At 71.3% G+C, this 16,483-nt stretch carries 16 protein-coding genes; 7 read left to right on the top strand and 9 right to left on the bottom strand.

The features are described from left to right. Window positions 1–17 precede the first annotated feature (17 nt). The 5 genes from ACFWCH_RS07200 to ACFWCH_RS07180 are packed head-to-tail and all read right to left on the bottom strand — an operon-like array spanning window position 18 to window position 5,785. On the bottom strand, window positions 18–1,007 hold the full coding sequence (locus tag ACFWCH_RS07200) for an ABC transporter permease (RefSeq protein WP_136032665.1): 990 nt from the start codon (window positions 1,005–1,007) through the stop codon (window positions 18–20). Next, window positions 1,004–1,990 (bottom strand): ABC transporter permease, encoded by a 987-nt coding sequence (locus ACFWCH_RS07195; protein WP_378803243.1) that lies wholly within the window; start codon window positions 1,988–1,990, stop codon window positions 1,004–1,006. Before ACFWCH_RS07195 ends, ACFWCH_RS07200 begins: the two co-directional genes overlap by 4 nt. Continuing rightward, a complete protein-coding gene (locus ACFWCH_RS07190; protein ID WP_378803242.1) occupies window positions 1,987–3,546 on the bottom strand; it encodes a sugar ABC transporter ATP-binding protein in 1,560 nt (519 codons plus the stop codon). The genes ACFWCH_RS07195 and ACFWCH_RS07190 overlap by 4 nt, the downstream gene beginning before the upstream one ends. 34 nt (window positions 3,547–3,580) lie before the next feature. Beyond that, window positions 3,581–4,642 (bottom strand): ABC transporter substrate-binding protein, encoded by a 1,062-nt coding sequence (locus tag ACFWCH_RS07185; RefSeq protein WP_205814384.1) that lies wholly within the window; start codon window positions 4,640–4,642, stop codon window positions 3,581–3,583. A 54-nt stretch (window positions 4,643–4,696) separates the two neighbouring features. Continuing rightward, the gene (locus ACFWCH_RS07180; RefSeq protein WP_378803241.1) at window positions 4,697–5,785 is read right to left on the bottom strand and encodes a mandelate racemase/muconate lactonizing enzyme family protein; all 1,089 of its coding nucleotides are present in this window, start codon (window positions 5,783–5,785) and stop codon (window positions 4,697–4,699) included. A 145-nt stretch (window positions 5,786–5,930) separates the two neighbouring features. On the opposite strand from ACFWCH_RS07180, the gene ACFWCH_RS07175 reads away from it, so the two are divergent. Genes ACFWCH_RS07175 through ACFWCH_RS07160 form a run of 4 tightly spaced genes read left to right on the top strand, consistent with a single transcriptional unit; the run spans window position 5,931 to window position 9,653 of the window. Then, entirely contained in the window at window positions 5,931–6,884 is a 954-nt protein-coding gene (locus tag ACFWCH_RS07175) for a C-terminal binding protein (protein WP_136032656.1), read from the top strand. 11 nt (window positions 6,885–6,895) lie between these two features. Further along, complete coding sequence (locus ACFWCH_RS07170; RefSeq protein ID WP_378803239.1) at window positions 6,896–7,924, top strand: zinc-binding dehydrogenase; 1,029 nt, start codon at window positions 6,896–6,898, stop codon at window positions 7,922–7,924. Then, window positions 7,921–8,679, top strand: a complete 759-nt coding sequence (locus ACFWCH_RS07165; RefSeq protein ID WP_378803238.1) for an SDR family oxidoreductase — start codon at window positions 7,921–7,923, stop codon at window positions 8,677–8,679. Before ACFWCH_RS07170 ends, ACFWCH_RS07165 begins: the two co-directional genes overlap by 4 nt. Next, window positions 8,676–9,653: a sugar kinase gene (locus tag ACFWCH_RS07160; protein WP_378803237.1), complete on the top strand. Its 978-nt coding sequence runs from the start codon at window positions 8,676–8,678 to the stop codon at window positions 9,651–9,653. Before ACFWCH_RS07165 ends, ACFWCH_RS07160 begins: the two co-directional genes overlap by 4 nt. 6 nt (window positions 9,654–9,659) lie before the next feature. Here the strand turns inward: ACFWCH_RS07160 and ACFWCH_RS07155 are convergent, their stop codons facing one another. From ACFWCH_RS07155 to ACFWCH_RS07145, 3 genes are read right to left on the bottom strand one after another with little or no spacing between them, the layout of a single operon-like run. Then, window positions 9,660–10,610 carry a D-alanine--D-alanine ligase gene (locus ACFWCH_RS07155; protein WP_206251961.1) on the bottom strand — a complete coding sequence of 317 codons (951 nt, stop codon included), beginning with the start codon at window positions 10,608–10,610 and terminating at the stop codon, window positions 9,660–9,662. After that, on the bottom strand, window positions 10,607–11,959 hold the full coding sequence (alr, locus tag ACFWCH_RS07150) for an alanine racemase (RefSeq protein ID WP_378803236.1): 1,353 nt from the start codon (window positions 11,957–11,959) through the stop codon (window positions 10,607–10,609). Before alr ends, ACFWCH_RS07155 begins: the two co-directional genes overlap by 4 nt. Beyond that, a complete protein-coding gene (locus ACFWCH_RS07145) occupies window positions 11,956–12,621 on the bottom strand; it encodes a M15 family metallopeptidase (RefSeq protein ID WP_136035239.1) in 666 nt (221 codons plus the stop codon). Before ACFWCH_RS07145 ends, alr begins: the two co-directional genes overlap by 4 nt. Window positions 12,622–12,708: 87 nt before the next feature. On the opposite strand from ACFWCH_RS07145, the gene ACFWCH_RS07140 reads away from it, so the two are divergent. The 3 genes from ACFWCH_RS07140 to ACFWCH_RS07130 are packed head-to-tail and all read left to right on the top strand — an operon-like array spanning window position 12,709 to window position 14,928. After that, the gene (locus ACFWCH_RS07140) at window positions 12,709–13,380 is read left to right on the top strand and encodes a response regulator transcription factor (protein WP_136033943.1); all 672 of its coding nucleotides are present in this window, start codon (window positions 12,709–12,711) and stop codon (window positions 13,378–13,380) included. A 10-nt stretch (window positions 13,381–13,390) separates the two neighbouring features. Beyond that, window positions 13,391–14,455, top strand: coding sequence for a HAMP domain-containing sensor histidine kinase (locus tag ACFWCH_RS07135; protein WP_136033940.1), 1,065 nt, complete (start codon window positions 13,391–13,393; stop codon window positions 14,453–14,455). 53 nt (window positions 14,456–14,508) lie between these two features. After that, entirely contained in the window at window positions 14,509–14,928 is a 420-nt protein-coding gene (locus ACFWCH_RS07130) for a hypothetical protein (RefSeq protein WP_378803235.1), read from the top strand. Between the two features lie 13 nt (window positions 14,929–14,941). On the opposite strand, the gene ACFWCH_RS07125 is transcribed toward ACFWCH_RS07130, so the two are convergent. Continuing rightward, window positions 14,942–16,459, bottom strand: coding sequence for an SDR family NAD(P)-dependent oxidoreductase (locus tag ACFWCH_RS07125; RefSeq protein WP_136033936.1), 1,518 nt, complete (start codon window positions 16,457–16,459; stop codon window positions 14,942–14,944). Window positions 16,460–16,483: the final 24 nt, after the last annotated feature.

The raw sequence follows: 16,483 nt of genomic DNA, 5'->3' as shown, positions 1-16,483 counted from the left end.
CGAAGGAGTGGTGGTGGTCAGTGTTCTCGTCGCCGGCTGAGGAGCGTCTGCACGATCATCGCCAGGACGAGGAACACGCCGGTGAACAGGTCCTGGACATAGGCGTTGAGCGAACCGAGCTGGTTGATGAGGTTGTCGATCATCGCGATGAGGAGCACGCCCGAGAGCGCGCCCAGCATGGTTCCGACCCCGCCGGTGAGCAGCACTCCGCCGATCACCGCCGCGGCGATGGACTTCAGCTCGTACGTCGACCCCAAGCTGGCGACGCCGGACGAGAGCCGCGAGGCCAGCAGCGCGCCAGCGAGCCCGGCCAGTGCACCGCTGATCGTGTACACCTGCACCTTCACGCGCGTCACGTTGACGCCCATCATCCGCGCGGCTTCCTCGTTGCCACCCAGGGCGAACATCCGCGACCCGAACGGGGTGCGGTTGAGAACCACGGCAGCGACCACGAACGCCAGCAGCAGGATCCAGACGAGGTTGGGCAGGCCCAGGGTGCTGCCGTTGGCGATCGACGTGAAGACGCCGGAATCGATCACGATGCTCGAATTCGCGAGGGCCACCGCGATGCCGTTCACCGCCAACAATGCCGAGAGGGTGATGATGAAGGGCGCCATGCGGGCCTTGCCGACGAGGATGCCGTTGACGAGGCCCAGCACGGTTCCGGCGACGATGGGCGCGAGCAGAGCCGCCACCCACCCGGCCGGTGCCGCCAGCGCGGCGAGCACCGTACCGAGGCCGATCATCGAACCCACCGAGAGGTCGATCCCGCCGGTGATGAGCACGAAGCTCTGCCCGATGGTGATCAGCCCGATGAAGCAGGCAGCGGTGACGATGTTTGCGGCGTTGTCGATCGTGCCGAACGACGGTGACACGAACGTCGCCACGATGCCCACCGCGACCAGCACGCCCACGATCCCGTAGCGCTGCATGCCGGATGCCCATCGCCCCGGGCCGTGCGACGACGCGCTCGTCCGTCGCGAGGGATCCTGCGCCAGGGCCGTCATCGTGCGTCCTTCCCAGCACGCTGCAGGAAGAGGGCGACCACGATGAGGACCGCCTTCAGTACCTGCGCGTACGCGAAATCGAGGTTGTTCATGATGAACGTGGTGTCGAGCACCTGGAGGAAGACCGCTGCAGCGACCGTGCCCCCGATGTTGATGCGACCACCGACCAGCGGCGTGCCGCCGATCACCACGGCGGCGATCGCGGTCAGCTCCAGATGGATGCCGATGAAGCTGGGATCGGACGCCCCGATGCGCGCCGACACGAAAGCGCCGGCGAGACCGGCGAGACCGGCGCTGAGGGCGTAGATCGCGATGAGCGTGCGGTTGCGCGGCGTACCCGTGAGGTGGGCGGCCGCGCGGTTCGAGCCCGCGAAGAGCGCGTACCGTCCGAACGTCGTCTTCTTGACCAGCAGCCACATCGCCGCCGCCACGACGACCGCGATCAGTGCGACGGCAGGGATGCCGAACAGCACGGCATTGCCCAGCCACTCGAACAGGCCGTCGCCGGGCAGCGGGCTGCGCGCCCCACCCGAGAGGGCTTGAGCGAGGCCGCGGACGGCGACCAGCAGCCCGAGGCTGGTGATGAGCGGGTTGATGCGCAGGTAGGCGATCATGGTGCCGTTGAGCACACCCAGAGCCGCTGCGACCAGAACTCCCGTCAGCAGCGCCACCACCTCGCCGTACCCGAGATACAGCGCGATCATCGCGGACGACAGCGACATCACCGACCCGACCGACAGGTCGATCCCCCCGGTTCCGATAGCGAGTGTCTGGCCGACCGCGATCAGCACGATCGGAGCGACGGCGAACAGCACGTTCTGCAGGGTGGCGACGGTCGCGAAGCCGGAGGTGGCCACCAGGTTGTAGACGACGAGCACCACCAGCGCGATGTAGACGGTCGAGGTGCGCGCGAAGTGCGCGAGCTTCTCCCGGGGTGTGCGCTCGGGGATCACCACCGACGTGGTCGTGGTCGTAACGCTCACGGGTTCCCTCCCGTCGTCGTCAGAGAGCCGGCAGAGGCGGCCGAGAGCAAACCGACGACATCGGCCGGATCGACGGCGAGCGGATCGAGCTCGCCCACCACCGCTCCCTCGCTCAGCACAACGAGCCGGTCGCACAGGGCGAGCAGCTCCTCCGTCTCACTGGAGGTGACCAGCACACCGATACCCCGTTCGGCCAGGGAACGCACCACTCGGTGCACCTCGGCCTTCGCGCCGACGTCGATCCCGCGGGTGGGGTCGTCGAGCAGCACGACCTTGGGCTCGGTGGCGATCCACCGTGCCAGCAGCACCTTCTGCTGGTTGCCGCCGGACAGCTCGGAGATCGGCTGCTCCACACCCGCGGCCTTGAGTCGCAGCTCGTCGGCGAACCGGGACACCAGGGCGCTCTGCTCCCGTGGTCGCACCACACCGAAAGTCGACAGTCGGCCGAGGACCGCCGCGGTCAGGTTCTCGCGCACACTCAGTCCGGGGAAGATGCCCTCGTGGCGCCGATCCTCTGAGAGGTAGGCGATCCCGGCTCGCAAGGAGCGGGCAGGAGAGGACCGCGTGAGCGCTGTCCCCTCGAGTCGGATCGTGCCCCGGTCCGGGCGGATCGCCCCGTACACGGCTTTGCAGATCTCCGTCCGCCCGGACCCCAGCAGACCGAGCAGTCCGACGATCTCGCCACGGCGCACGGCGAACGACACGTCGTGGAGGCGATTGCCCCACGTGAGCCCCTCGACGTCGAGCACAGTGTCCCCGTCGTCGAGCGCGGCCATGCGCTCCCGGTGCTGCGCCGGGTCGCGCTGGGTGTCGTTGAGGGCGATGCCCCCGAGCATGGCGGCCACGAGCTCGGCCGGAGGCAGCTGCGCCGGGGTGCTCTCGAGGACGAAGCGCCCGTCGCGGAGCACCGTGAAGCGGTCGCACAGCTCATACAACTCGGACATGCGGTGGCTGACGAGCATGATCGCCAGCCCCTCGTCCCGCAGCTGCCGGACGACGCCGAACAGGATGTCGATCTCGGTGCCGTTGAGCGCCGACGTGGGTTCGTCGAGGATCACCGCCCTCGCCTCGAAGGCCACCGCGCGTACGATCGCGACCATCTGCTGCATCCCCAACGACAGCGACGACAGCGTCGCCCTGGCCGAGATCCCCAGACCGAACCGGTCGAGGATCGCCTGAGCCTCGGCGACGGCAGCCCGCTTGCGCAGGAACCCCGCCCGCCGCGGCTCGCGCCCGAGGAGGATGTTCTCCGCCACCGTGCGCTCCGGGATGAGGTTCACCTCCTGATAGACGGTGCTGATGCCCGCAGCCTGGGAGTCCTTGGGCCGTTGGAACCGTACGGGACGGCCGTCGAGCAGAACCTCGCCGCCGTCCTGCTGGTAGAACCCGGTGATGATCTTGATGAGCGTGGACTTTCCGGCGCCGTTCTCGCCGTTCAGCCCGTGCACCTCGCCGGCCCGGAGCGTCAGCGACGCCCCTTTGAGGGCGCGGACCCCGTTGAAGCTCTTCGTGATGTCGCGGGCTTCGAGGATCACGTTCGTCTCGGGCGACCTCATGCGCCCGTCCTCTCGCGCAGTGTCATGGCGGGGCTCAGTACGCTCGTCCGGAGTCGAGCGCGTCTTGGGCATTCTTCTTCGTGTAGAGCTCGTCCTTCATGATGATCTTCTGCGACACCGGGTCTCCGGCGAACCAGTCCTTCAGCAGGTCCAGCGCGGCGGGTCCGAACCGGGGGTTCGTCTCGACGATCGCGGCGATGTCGCCCGAGGCGACGTGCTTCACCGCGTCCTTCGTGCCGTCGATCGACACCACGGTGACGTCGGCGCCCGGCGTCAGTCCGGCCTGCGAGATGGCCGTCAGAGCGCCCAGCGCCATGGTGTCGCTGTGCGTATAGACCGCGTTGATGTCGGGGTTGGACGACAACAGCTGCGCCAGCACCTCCTGCGCCTCACTGGTCGCCCAGTTGCCGGTCTGCTGGGCGACCACGTCGATTCCGGAGGCGTCCTTGGTCGCTGCGGCGAACCCCTTGGTGCGCAACGTCGCCACGTCGCTCCCCGGTGCGCCCTGGATCTCGGCGACCACGCCCTTGCCGCCCAGGGCGTCGATCATCGCCTCACCCGCGCGCTGCCCCTGCTTCTCGAAGTCGGAGCCCATGAATGAAATGAAGTCGGTGCAGGGCTGGCCCGCGGTCTCGCGGTCGATCGTGATGACCGGAATGCCCTTGGCCTTGGCTGCCTCGAACGCGCTCTGCAGGCCCGTGGCGCTGATGGGCGCCACGATCAGTGCGTCCACGCCCTGGTTGATCATCGACTGGATGTCGCTGAGCTGCTTGGCCTGGTCGCTGTTGGCGTTCGTGTAGACGAACTCCGACCCGGCGTCTTCGACGGACTGCCGCACCGACGCGGTCTCGGTCGCTCGGAACGGGTTCTGCTCGTTCTCCGACTGCGAGAAGCCGATCTTCAGCTCCGACAGCTTCTTGTCGGATGGCTTCGGGTTGACGCAGGTGGCTTCCGAGCTGCTCTCGACGACCTGCTCGGTACCCTTGCCGTTCGCCGCCGCACCGCCGCCGTCGTCGAGCGGCTTCGCGCAGCCGCTGACCGCGATGAGCATTCCGGCAGCCAGGGCGGCCGCCGTGATGATGCGCGTGGATCTCATGACATCTCCTTTGATTTCTGATGGACAGCCGTCTGCGGTGGCGGCGGCCGAGGGTCAGGCTCGCAGCGATGCGAGCCGGTCGAAGTCGAGGTCGAGGCCGTGACCCGGCCGATCCGGCGCGGTCACGACGCCGTCGACGATCGGCATGGTCTCTGCGAGGTACGGCTCGAGGCTGAAGCCGTGCGCCTCCATGTAGGTGCGATTCGGTGCCGCGGCGAGGCAGTGCACGGTGAGGTCGTGCACCCCGTGGCTGGTCACCGGCAGGTTGTGCGCCTCGGCGAGCGCCGCGATCTTGCGGAACACGGTCATGCCTCCGCAGTTGCTCACGTCGGGTTCGGGGTACGTGACGGCCTCGGCGTCGATCGCGGCGCGGAACTCGTACAGCGTGTGCAGGTTCTCTCCGGCTGCGATGGGCAGCCCTCCGGCGGCCAGCACCCGAGCCTGGCCGCGCAGGTCGTCGGGGATCACCGGCTCCTCCAGCCACACCAGGTCGAAGGCGCGCAGCTCACGGGCGGCCGCGATGGCCTGATCCGCCGACCAGCGCATGTTCGCGTCGACCATGAGCGGGAAGCCGTCGCCGAGGTGCTCGCGCATCGCGGCGACACGTGCGACGTCCTCGCGCAGGTCGGGACGACCGACCTTCATCTTGATCGCGCGGAAGCCCTGGGCACGGAACCCGTCGGCCTGGGCGAGCAGCTGCTCTGTGCTGAACTGCAGATCGATGCCCCCCGCGTAGACGGGCACGCGCGGGTCGAAGCCACCGAAGACGCGCCAGAGGGGCTGACCCATCCGACGGGCTTTCAGATCCCACAGCGCGATGTCGACCGCGGAGATGGCCGAGGTGACGTGCCCGCCGCGACCCGCGTAGTGCAGATGCCACCACATCTTCTGCCACAGCGCCTCGATCAGATCGGCGTCCTCACCGCGGAGGATGTCGCCGAGGTAGGGGTCGATCATCCGCGCGACCGCGTCGCCTCCCGCGTTGACCGTGTAGGTGTACCCCATTCCGGTAGCGCCATCGGCATCGGTGATCCGCACGACGATGAGCTCGAAGTCGAGCATGTCGCCGTGCGTGCTGTCCGACAGAGCGGTCGCCAGCGGCACCCGGTACAGGTCGGTACGAACGTTCGTGATCTTCGCCATTGATGAGTGCTCCGAATCGAGGAGTCCTGCGGACCCCGCTAGAAAACCGATTTCCTAACCATACACAGATCGGCTACTGTTGCCAACCATCCGGTTCGCCGCACGGGAGCGGACGGTGTCATCGCCACGAAGGAGAGGACGACGCATGCGGATCGTCATCACGGATTGCGACCACGATGCGATCGCGGAGGAGACCGCCGTCGCCGCCGCGCACGGGATCGCGCTGGAGCTGTTCCAGTGCCGCACGGAAGACGAGGTGATCGCCGCAGCAGCCGGTGCAGACGCGATCCTCGTGCAGTACGCCCCCATCACGGCGCGCGTCCTCGACGCGCTCCCGCAGCTGCGAGCGATCGGTCGGTACGGGGTCGGTGTCGACACGGTCGACGTGGCAGCCGCGACAGCGCGCGGTGTCGCGGTGTGCAATGTGCCCGACTACGGGACCGAGGACGTGTCGGATCACGCGATCGCGCTCGCCCTGTCCCTCGTGCGGGGGGTGACCGAGCTGGACCGCCGGACCCGCGCCGGCACCTACGCCCTCAGCGGTGTGAAGCCCCTGCACCGCATCTCGGCCCTGACCTTCGGCGTGGTGGGAGTCGGCCGCATCGGTGCCGCCACCGCGCGCAAGGCCGCCGCTCTCGGCTTCGCCGTCGTCGGCCACGACCCCCGCACCGAGGCATCGGGCGGAGGGGTGACGCTCGTCGGGCTCGACGAGCTGCTCGCGACAGCCGATGTCGTGTCGCTGCACGTGCCGCTCGACGAACGCACCCGTCACCTCATCGACGACGACGCGCTGCAGCGAATGAAGCCGGGAGCGATGCTGGTGAACACCTGCCGCGGCGGGGTGGTCGACACGGCAGCGCTCGTGCGAGCCCTCGGCGACGGCCGCATCAAGTCGGCCGCGCTGGACGTCTTCGAGGAAGAGCCGCTCCCGCCCACCAGCGCGCTGCTGCAACTGCCGTCCGTCGTGGTCACGCCGCACACCGCCTGGTACAGCGAGGAGTCCGAGGCCGAACTGAAGAGGCGGACGATCGAGAACGTGGTGGAGTTCTGCGCCGGACGCGCACCGCGCGACCTGCTGAACCCGGAGGTGAGCAAGTGAACGGAAACTCCATGAGAGCCGCGATCTGGGAGGGCCCGGATCTCGTCCGCATCGCCGACGCCCCGCGCCCCGCTCTCCGCGAGGGCGAGTCGCTGGTGCACGTCGAGCTGACCGGCCTGTGCGGCACCGACTTCTCGATCCTGCACGGCACTCATCCGCGCGCCGCGGCCCCCCTGATCCCGGGACACGAGATCACCGGTCGGGTCGTGAGCGGTGACGACCCCGAGCTGCACGGGCGTCGGGTGGCGGTGCTTCCGCTCCTCAGCTGCGGCACGTGCACCCCCTGCCGCGACGGCTACGCGCACGTCTGTGAACGGCTCGGCCTGTACGGGATCGACGAGCCCGGCGGGCTCGCGGAGTTCGCCGCCTTCCCGCACGACCGGCTTTTCCCGGTCGACGACGCGGTGCCGGTGCGGACCGCGGCGCTCATCGAGCCGCTCGCCGTCGCGGTGCACGCGGTCCGGCGGTCGGGGCTGACCGGAGGAGAGACGGTGGCGGTGTTCGGAGCCGGTCCGATCGGCATCCTCACCGCGCTCGTCGCGCAGCACTATGGCGCCCGACGAATCCTGGTCGTCGAGCCGGGCGATGACCGACGCGCCCTGGCCGAGACGCTCGGCTTCGAGACGCTGCCCGCGACGGACGATGCAGCGGAGGCTATCCGGGCGGCCATCCCCGGCGGCGCGCGCATCGTGTTCGACTCCGCCGCCCACCCCTCGGTCGCCCGGCAGCTGCCGCGTGCGGCCGCGGTGCGGGGCACGATCGTGCTGGTCGGCGTCTATAAGAAACCGGTCGAGCTCGACCTGCAGGCGGTGACCTTCACCGAGCAGACGCTCGTCGGGGTGCGGGTGTACACGACCGCGGACTTCCGCGATGCCGTGGGCCTCGTGGAGAGCGACGCCCTCGGTCTGGAGCGTCTGCCGGTCTCGGTGTATGACCTGGCCGAGACCACGCAGGCGTTCGCGGAAGCCACCTCGGCGGGCGCCGCCCTCAAGGTGCTCGTCGCCCCGGACACCCTCGCGGCGGCGGAGGCCCGGCGATGAGCGCCGCGCCGTTCCGACTCGACGGACGTACGGCGGTCGTCACCGGAGCATCGCGCGGGATCGGTGCCGCGGTGGCGGAAGGACTGCTCCGGGCCGGCGCGGGCGTCATCACGATGCAGCGCGGCGCCCATGCCGCCCACCTCGAGGACGTCGCACGGGAGTGCGGCGTCTCCCTGTCGGCGGTCGCGGTGGACCTTGCCTCCGTCGACTCGATCGATCGCGCCTGCGACGAGGTGCTGGCACGGGGAACGGTCGACGTGCTCGTCAACAACGCGGGCGTCCAGGCGCGGCACGCCGCCGAGGCCTTCCCGCTGGACGAGTTCGAGGCGGTGCTCGCCGTGAACACCCGCGCCGCCTTCCGGCTCGCGCAGCGCTTCGGTGCGGGCATGCTGGAGCGGGGTTCCGGGCGGGTGGTGAACATGGCCTCGCTGCTGAGCTTCCAGGGCGGGCTGCGCGTGGCCGCCTACGCCGCGTCGAAGGGTGCCGTGGCGCAGCTCACCAAGGCGCTGTGCAACGAGTGGGCGGCCCGCGGCGTCAACGTCAACGCGGTCGCGCCGGGCTACATCGCGACCGACATGAACGAGGCGCTGCTCGACGACGGCGTCCGTCGGAACCAGATCCTGGAACGGATCCCGGCCGGGCGCTGGGGCAACCCGGACGACCTCGCGGGCGCGGTCGTGTTCCTCGCCTCCGATGCGGCAGCCTATGTGCACGGTGTCGTGCTGCCCGTCGACGGCGGCTGGCTCGCCCGGTGAGCGGCCCGGAGCCGGGCGCCACGGTGCCTGCGGTCGACGTCGTCACGCTGGGTGAGACCCTCGCGCTGTTCCGCTCCACAGGCGTCGGGCCGCTGGCCCACAACGCCGACTTCACGCTGAGCGTGGGCGGAGCCGAGAGCAACGTCGCCATCGCCGTGACACGGCTGGGCGGCACGGCGGCATGGTGCGGGCGCGTCGGCGCCGATGCCTTCGGCGAGCTTGTCCTCCGGGAACTGCGGGCAGAGGGCGTCCGCGTACACACCGTCGTCGACGCCGCAGCCCCCACTGCCCACATGGTACGAGTCGCCCGCACCCCGGTGCTGGCTCAGGTGACCTATGCCCGCGCGGGCAGCGCGGGCTCCCGGCTCGGTCGGACGGACGTGCCCCAGGAGGTGCTGCGCGCTGCACGGATCTTGCACGTGACCGGAATCACAGCCGCGCTGTCGACGACCGCCCTCGACGCCGTGGTCGGCACGATCGCCGACGCCCGCGCCCATGGGGTGACCGTGTCGTTCGACGTGAACCATCGCGCCGCCCTCTGGGACGCCGCCACGGCACGCGCGGTGTACCGACGGCTGCTGCCCGAGGTCGACATCGTCTTCGCGGGCGCCGACGAGGCACAACTCGTGCTCGACCAAGACGCGGAGCCGGAGCAGCTGGCGCGGCGGCTCGCGGACCTCGGGCCCCAGCAGGCGGTGGTGAAGCTCGGCGCTGAGGGATGCCTGGCCGTGATCGACGGCGAGCGGCATACGGCACCGGGCATAGCCATCGAGCCGGTCGACACCGTCGGCGCAGGTGACGCGTTCGTCGGCGGCTACCTCGCCGAACTCGCGGCGGGGCGAGAGCCGGCCGAGCGCCTGGCGACTGCGAACGCCGCCGGAGCGTTCGCCTGCCTCAGCCCCGGCGACTGGGAGGGGCTCCCGCGCCGATCCGAGCTCGGACTGCTCTCGGCGACGGAACCCGTCATCCGCTGACCCCCTTCACGACGCAGCCCGCACCAGTCGCGTCACGAGATCGACGTAGGGCACGCCCGCGGCGGCGAACATGCGCGGCACCTGTGACGCCGCGGTCATGCCCGGCATGGTGTTGACCTCGTTCAGCACGGGCCCCCGCTCCGTGAGGAAGAAGTCCATGCGGGCCACCCCGTCGCAGCCGAGGGCGTCGAACACGGCCACCGCCGCCCGCTGCAGGGCGCTCGTCTGCGCGGCATCCAGCTGCGCGGGAACCGTGAAACGGGCCGAGCCGTCGTACTTCGTCGCGGTGTCGAACAGTCCGGGCGCGTGGATCTCCAGGGGCGGGGCCGCCCACCGCACGCCGCCTCTCTCGCGGATCACGGCCACGTCCACCTCCCGGCCGCGCACGACCTCCTCGACGAGGATCCGCCGGTCGAAGCGCGCGGCCTCCCGCAGCGCCCCCAGCAGCTCGCCCTCCGCCGACACCAGGCTCACACCGTGGCTCGACCCGGCCGAGACGGGTTTCACCACCACGGGCTCGTCGAACTCCGCGTCGCCGATGTCGGCCGCCCCCACCAGTCGCCCCCGCGCGGTGCCGATGCCGACCGCCTGGGCCACGAGCTTCGTGGTCCACTTGTCCATGCCGATCGCGCCCGCCCGCAGCCCGGAGCCGACCACGCGCACCCCGGCGAGTGCGCACAGGGCCGCGAGCGCACCGTCCTCCCCGAGCACCCCGTGCACGGCGGGGAACACGACGTCGACCGTGGCCAGGAGCCCGAGCGCCTGCTGCAGTGACTCTGCCGCGCTCCCGGCCGTGGGCAGCGCGTCGGACCGCCACACGCCGTCGCGGCCGATGGTCGCACACACCACCTCGTGGTCGCCGAGTCGCAGCGCTGCGGCGACCGCGGCCGCCGACGCCAGCGACACGTCGTGCTCGGAGTTCTGCCCCCCGCCGATCACCAGCACCCTGGTCGTCATGCGATCCCCCTCTCCACGCGCGGGCCGATGCCGGTGACGATGGTGTGCGGGATGGTGCCCGCCCACCTCGCCCAGTCCTGCACCGACGGCACCGCGCCGCCCTCCGGTCCGAACACGGTCGCGACGGCCCCGCGCGGCACCGCGGTCGCTCCCGTGTCGATCACGATCTGGTCCATCGACACCCGCCCGACGACGGGGTGCCTGCCGCCGTCGAGCTCCACGCCGGCACCGGGCGCGAGCTCGCGCGGGATGCCGTCGGCGTATCCGACGCCCAGGACCGCGAGGTGCGTCGCCCGATCCGTCACGTGCGCGCCGCCGTACCCGACCGCGGTGCCCGCCGGCACGAACGCGCTGTGCGCCACCGCGGCGGTGAACCGCGCCGCGCCGGTCAGCACGGTGGTGAGCGACGGATCGATGCCGACGAGCCCGGCCCCCACGCGCACCAGGTCGAAGTGCGTCGCCGGATCGGTCAGCGCGCCGGAGGTCGCGGCGAGGTGCACGAGCACCGGACCGAAGCCGGCGCGGAGCACCGCGTCGCGGCCGTGCCGCATCCGCAGCACCGCCGCGGCGTTGGCGGCCGGATCGGCCTCATCCGCGCGCGGCAGATGCCCCATCACCCCGACCACCTCGACGCGGCCGCGCGCCGCCCTGGCCTGCCGCAGCAGCTCCGGCCAGTCGGCGAGCGGGCAGCCCCCTCGCGCCATCCCGGTGTCGAGGTGCAGGTGCACCCGCACCGGGGCGACCGCGTCCGCGATCAGCGCCCGCAGCTCGTCGACGGAGCCCACCGCCACGTCGATCCGGTCGAGCGCGGCCGCGACCGCGTCGATCCCGCCCGGGTTCAGCCACGACAGGATCGGGACGGCCAGGCCGGCCGCGCGCAGCGCACGGCCCTCGGCGACGTCGGTCACCCCGAGCCACGTCGCACCCGCGGCGACGGCAGCCTCGGCGACCGCGACCGCCCCGTGCCCATAGCCGTCGGCCTTGACCACGGCCATGATCTGCGCGGACGTCGACTGCCGCACCCGCGACACGTTCTGCGCCACGGCCTCGGGGAGCGTGCACAACCGCGGGCGCGGGAGGCGGGACGGCGGCGTGGAACGGACACCGGAGGGGGCGGCGACGGATGCGGCATCGCGCCCGGTACCGGCGAGCGCGGGGCGGACGGAGGCGGAATGGGCGGGCGCAGGAACGGCCGGCGCGGATGCGACAGACGCGGGCGCGACCGACGCGGACGCGACAGGCGCGGGCGCGACAGACGCGGGCGCGACCGACGCGGGCCCGACCGACGCGGGCGCGGAAGCAGGGGCGACGGCGGAGTCGCGCAGGCCCCGGGCCGTCACCCGGGTCACGAGCGCATCCTCGGGTCTTCGGTGGGATCGGCATACATCTGCGGGCAGCCGTCCGCCGCAGCGTCGGGGCGCAGCTCGTAATGCCAGGACTCGTTCGCATAGGTCTGGCACAGGCCGTAGCGCCAGCCGCGCTGCGCCAGCCAGTCGAGTGCGGGCAGCGGTCCCAGGTCGACCGCGTCACCGGACACGTGCGCGGAGGTCTGCGGCGTCGCGACCCAGCGGCGCGCCTCCGCCTCCGAGCCGTACTCGGCGATCGCGTCCTGCAGCATCCGCTCCTGCAGCCCGGCCGAACGCCAGCCGCTGTTCACGCGGAACCCGACGCCGTCGACCTCGGCGTCGGTCGCGGCCCGCTGCAGGGCGTCGAGCAGATCGGGGTCGAGGTTGCCGACGCTCGGCCGCTCCACGTCGAACACGGTCGGCTGGTCACCGTCGGCGATCGTGCCGTCCGCATCGCCATGGTCGGTCCCCGCGCCGCCGGAAGACAGATCGGGGAACGGGGTCGGCGCCGGAGACGGGACGGTCCGTCCGGCGTCGGCGGAGGCGGCGGCCAGAGACTGCTGCACCGCGAGCGCGCCGAGGACGACGAGGGCCAGCGCCAGCAGCGCCGCACCGAGACGACGGCGACGCGACCGCGGTGGTCGGGGGTTCGTGCGGGTGTTCATGGTTCCAGTGAAGGAAGCGCGCGGTTGCGAGGGCGTATGCGCTTTTGCATACGTTCGCGATATACCGCGGTGCGTAGGATCACAGCCATGCGTGTGCTGATCGTCGAGGACGAGCCCTACCTCGCCGAGGCCGTCCGCGACGGGCTGCGCCTGGAGGCCATCGCGGCCGACATCGCGGGCGACGGCGACACCGCTCTGGAACTATTGAGCATCAACTCCTACGACATCGCCGTGCTCGACCGCGACGTGCCCGGCCCCTCCGGCGACGACATCGCGCGGTGGATCGTCGCGTCCGGCAGCGGCATCCCGATCCTCATGCTCACCGCCGCCGACCGGCTCGACGACAAGGCCACCGGGTTCGAGATCGGCGCGGACGACTACCTCACCAAGCCGTTCGAGCTGCGGGAGCTGGTGCTGCGCCTGCGGGCCCTCGACCGCCGCCGCCAGCGCTCCCGGCCGCCCGTGCTCGAGGTCGCTGGTCTCCGGCTCGACCCGTTCCGCCGCGAGGTGTACCGCGACGACCGGTACGTGGCCCTCACCCGCAAGCAGTTCGCGGTGCTCGAGGTGCTCGTCGACGCACAGGGCGGCGTGGTCAGCGCCGAGGAGCTGCTGGAGCGCGCGTGGGACGAGAACGCAGACCCGTTCACGAACGCCGTGCGCATCACGGTGTCGTCGCTGCGCAAGCGTCTGGGCGAGCCCGGCATCATCCGCACCGTTCCCGGCGTGGGGTACCGGATCGAGGCGGACGCTGATGCCTAGGCGCCGGGGGATGAGCGCCCGGCTGAAGCTGACCCTCAGCTACGCCGGGATCGTCGTGGTGTCCGGGGTGCTGCTGCTCGCGGCCGTCGCGCTGTACCTGCTGCGGTACATCCCCGACGTGCAGATCATCGCCGACATCCGCGTGCCCAACCGCTCCGACCTCATCCGCGCGTTCGTGCCGGTGGCGATCGCGGTCATGGTCGCCCTGCTCGCGATCGGGCTCGGCGGCGGCTGGCTGCTCGCCGGACGCATGCTGGCGCCCCTCGAACGCATCAGCGACGCCGCCCGCCTCGCCGCCCAGGGGTCGCTGTCGCATCGGGTGCGCCTGGAGGGGCCGCGCGACGAGTTCCGCGACCTCGCCGACGTGTTCGACGGCATGCTCGAGCAGCTCGAGGCGCACGTGGCCGAGCAGCAGCGGTTCGCGGCGAACGCCTCGCACGAACTGCGCACGCCCCTCGCGATCTCGCAGACGCTGCTCGAGGTCGCCCGCGACGACCCCGACCGCGACGCGGAGGAGCTGATCGCCCGCCTGCGCGAGGTGAACACGCGCGCGATCGCGCTGACCGAGGCGCTGCTGCTGCTCAGCCGTGCGGAGCAGCGCACGTTCCCGCGGCAGCTGGTCGACCTGTCGCTGCTGGCCGAGGAGGCGGTGGAGGCGCTGCTGCCCCTGGCCGACCGCCGCGGGGTCGCGGTCGAGGTGGGTGGGGCCGCCGCGCCGATGCTCGGGTCGTCCGCCCTGCTGCCCCAGCTCGTCACGAACCTGGTGCTCAACGCGATCGTGCACAACCTGCCCAGCGGCGGGGCGGTGGCCGTGCGCACGCACATGATGCCGCAGGCCGTCGCGCTCGTCGTGGAGAACACGGGCGAGCGCCTGTCGGAGCACCGGATCGCGACGCTGGTGGAACCGTTCCAGCGCGGGTCCGAGCGTACTCGCGACGACCACGCCGGTGCGGGGCTCGGGCTGGCGATCGTGCAGCGCATCACCGAGACGCACGGCGGCACCCTGGTGCTGACGCCGCGCGCGGAGGGCGGCCTCGTCGTGACGGTGTGGTTCCCCCTCCCGTACCCGCGCTGACCCCCGGGCCGCGGCGATCTCAGTGCACCGCGTCTGCACGATAGTGTTTCGCCATGATGCCCGAAAAGCCGCGCGAACGCGGTGCTCTCTCCCGCCGCACGATCGTCCACGCGGCGTGGGCCGCACCGGTCATCGCGTTCTCTGCCGCTGCTCCCGCCGCAGCCGCCTCGGTCGGCACCCCGGAGCTGACGCTCAGCGCCTTCGCCCTCGACGCGAACTACGCCTGGGGCACGGTCACCCTCTCCCGCCCCGGCACCGCCGATCTGACGCAGACGTTCGACTTCCAGGGCGACGGAGCCTCCGGCTGGGAAACGATCTACACGGGACAGTCGACGAACTCGTCGGGCTACTACGCCAGCACGCTCCCGCGGTCCGTGATCGGCGCGTACACGCAGCTCCGCGCGGTCGCCAGCGTCACCGGGTACGGCCCGGTCTCGAGCGCCCCCGTCGCCCTCTCCGACATCTGGGCCTGAGTCGTCCGGAGGGTCACCAGGGGCTGGGCTCGTAGTCCTTCAGGAAGACGCCGTGGATGTCCTCGCCCGCCTCGCCGCGCACGATCGGGTCGTACACGCGGGCGGCGCCGTCGACCAGGTCCAGCGGCGCGTGGAAGCCCTCTTCGGCCAGCCGGACCTTCGTGTAATGCGGACGCTCGTCGGTGATCCAGCCGGTGTCGACGGCGGTCATGAGGATGCCGTCCTTCTCGAGCATCTCCCCCGCGCTGGTGCGGGTGAGCATGTTCAGCGCGGCCTTCGCCATGTTCGTGTGCGGATGGCCCGGTCCCTTGTAGCGGCGGGAGAACTGCCCCTCCATCGCCGACACGTTCACCACGTACTTCCGGTGCGCGGACGACGCGGCCATCGAGGCGCGCAGACGGCTGATCAGCAGGAACGGCGCCGTCGTGTTGGCGAGCTGCACCTCCAGCATTTCCAGCGGATCCACCTGGTCGACCGACTGCACCCAGCTGTTGACGCGGTTCACGTCGGGCACGAGCCCGCCCGCGTCGATCGCCGTGCCGTCCGCGTGCTTCTCCAGCGACGACGAGCCGGGGGCCATCGCGAGCCGGGCGAGGTCTTCGGCCGTCAGCGCCTGCCCGCCCTGCTCCGCGACCGTGCCGCCGAGCGCCGCGACCGACAGCAGCGGGTGCGCATCCACCGATGCCTGCAGCGCCTGCGGATGCGGATCGGCGGTGTGGCCGAAGGTCTCCATCTCCGGCAGCGGCCCGTCGGGCAGGGGCTGCAGCTCCGCGTCGGCGAGCAGCGAGTACGCGCCCGGTGAGCGGCGCACGGTCTGCGCGGCGTTGTTGATGAGGATGTCGAGCGGGCCCTGAGCGGCGACCGAGTCGGCGAGCCCGATCACCTGGGCAGGGTCGCGCAGGTCGATGCCGACCACGCGCAGGCGGTGCAGCCAGTCGCTCGCGTCGGGCAGGGCCGAGAAGCGGCGCACGGCATCGCGCGGGAACCGGGTCGTGATGGTCGTGTGCGCCCCGTCGCGCAGCAGCCGCAGCGCGATGTGCATGCCGATCTTGGCGCGACCGCCCGTGAGCAGGGCGCGCTTCCCGGTGAGGTCGGTGCGGGCGTTGCGCTTGCCGTGGCTGAAGCGCGCGCAGTCCGGGCACAGCTGGTGGTAGAACGCGTCGACCAGCGTGTACGGCTGCTTGCAGATGTAGCAGTTGCGCGGCTTGAGCAGCTCCCCCGCGATCGGGGCGTCGACCACGCTCGACGCGAGGTCGTTGCCGCGGGTCTCGTCGTCGATGCGGTCGGGAGCGCCCGTGGCGGTGCGGGCGACCACGGCCTTGTCGGCCTCGGCGATCGCATCGCGGATCTGCTTGCGGCGCACGCGCTTGACGTCTTTGAACATCGCGGCGGTCGCCTGGCGCACGGCGATGAAGTCGGGGTGCTCGTTGTCGATCGTGTGCAGCTCGCGGAGCACCCGCAGCGTCGTGGCGAGGTCGTCGGGGTCGATGCCGGGGCCCAGGTCGGGGGTGGCGTCGGGGGCATCGGTCATTGTGCCGATTTTACGCGAGTCGCC

The sequence above is a fragment of the Microbacterium sp. NPDC060132 genome (genome assembly GCF_042729675.1).
Taxonomy (GTDB): Bacteria; Actinomycetota; Actinomycetes; order Actinomycetales; family Microbacteriaceae; genus Microbacterium; species Microbacterium sufflavum.
Note: the sequence above shows the minus strand (reverse complement) of the source record. Positions and strands in the feature narration are given on the sequence as shown.

Coding starts and splice junctions, on each gene's coding strand:
- ACFWCH_RS07165 (WP_378803238.1), top strand. CDS start 7,921: ATGAGCGCCGCGCCGTTCCGACTCGACGGACGTACGGCGGTCGTCACC.
- ACFWCH_RS07135 (WP_136033940.1), top strand. CDS start 13,391: ATGAGCGCCCGGCTGAAGCTGACCCTCAGCTACGCCGGGATCGTCGTG.
- ACFWCH_RS07190 (WP_378803242.1), bottom strand. CDS start 3,546: ATGAGGTCGCCCGAGACGAACGTGATCCTCGAAGCCCGCGACATCACG.
- ACFWCH_RS07130 (WP_378803235.1), top strand. CDS start 14,509: ATGATGCCCGAAAAGCCGCGCGAACGCGGTGCTCTCTCCCGCCGCACG.
- ACFWCH_RS07125 (WP_136033936.1), bottom strand. CDS start 16,459: ATGACCGATGCCCCCGACGCCACCCCCGACCTGGGCCCCGGCATCGAC.
- ACFWCH_RS07170 (WP_378803239.1), top strand. CDS start 6,896: ATGAGAGCCGCGATCTGGGAGGGCCCGGATCTCGTCCGCATCGCCGAC.
- ACFWCH_RS07140 (WP_136033943.1), top strand. CDS start 12,709: ATGCGTGTGCTGATCGTCGAGGACGAGCCCTACCTCGCCGAGGCCGTC.
- ACFWCH_RS07145 (WP_136035239.1), bottom strand. CDS start 12,621: ATGAACACCCGCACGAACCCCCGACCACCGCGGTCGCGTCGCCGTCGT.
- ACFWCH_RS07200 (WP_136032665.1), bottom strand. CDS start 1,007: ATGACGGCCCTGGCGCAGGATCCCTCGCGACGGACGAGCGCGTCGTCG.
- ACFWCH_RS07185 (WP_205814384.1), bottom strand. CDS start 4,642: ATGAGATCCACGCGCATCATCACGGCGGCCGCCCTGGCTGCCGGAATG.
- ACFWCH_RS07180 (WP_378803241.1), bottom strand. CDS start 5,785: ATGGCGAAGATCACGAACGTTCGTACCGACCTGTACCGGGTGCCGCTG.
- ACFWCH_RS07175 (WP_136032656.1), top strand. CDS start 5,931: ATGCGGATCGTCATCACGGATTGCGACCACGATGCGATCGCGGAGGAG.
- ACFWCH_RS07155 (WP_206251961.1), bottom strand. CDS start 10,610: ATGACGACCAGGGTGCTGGTGATCGGCGGGGGGCAGAACTCCGAGCAC.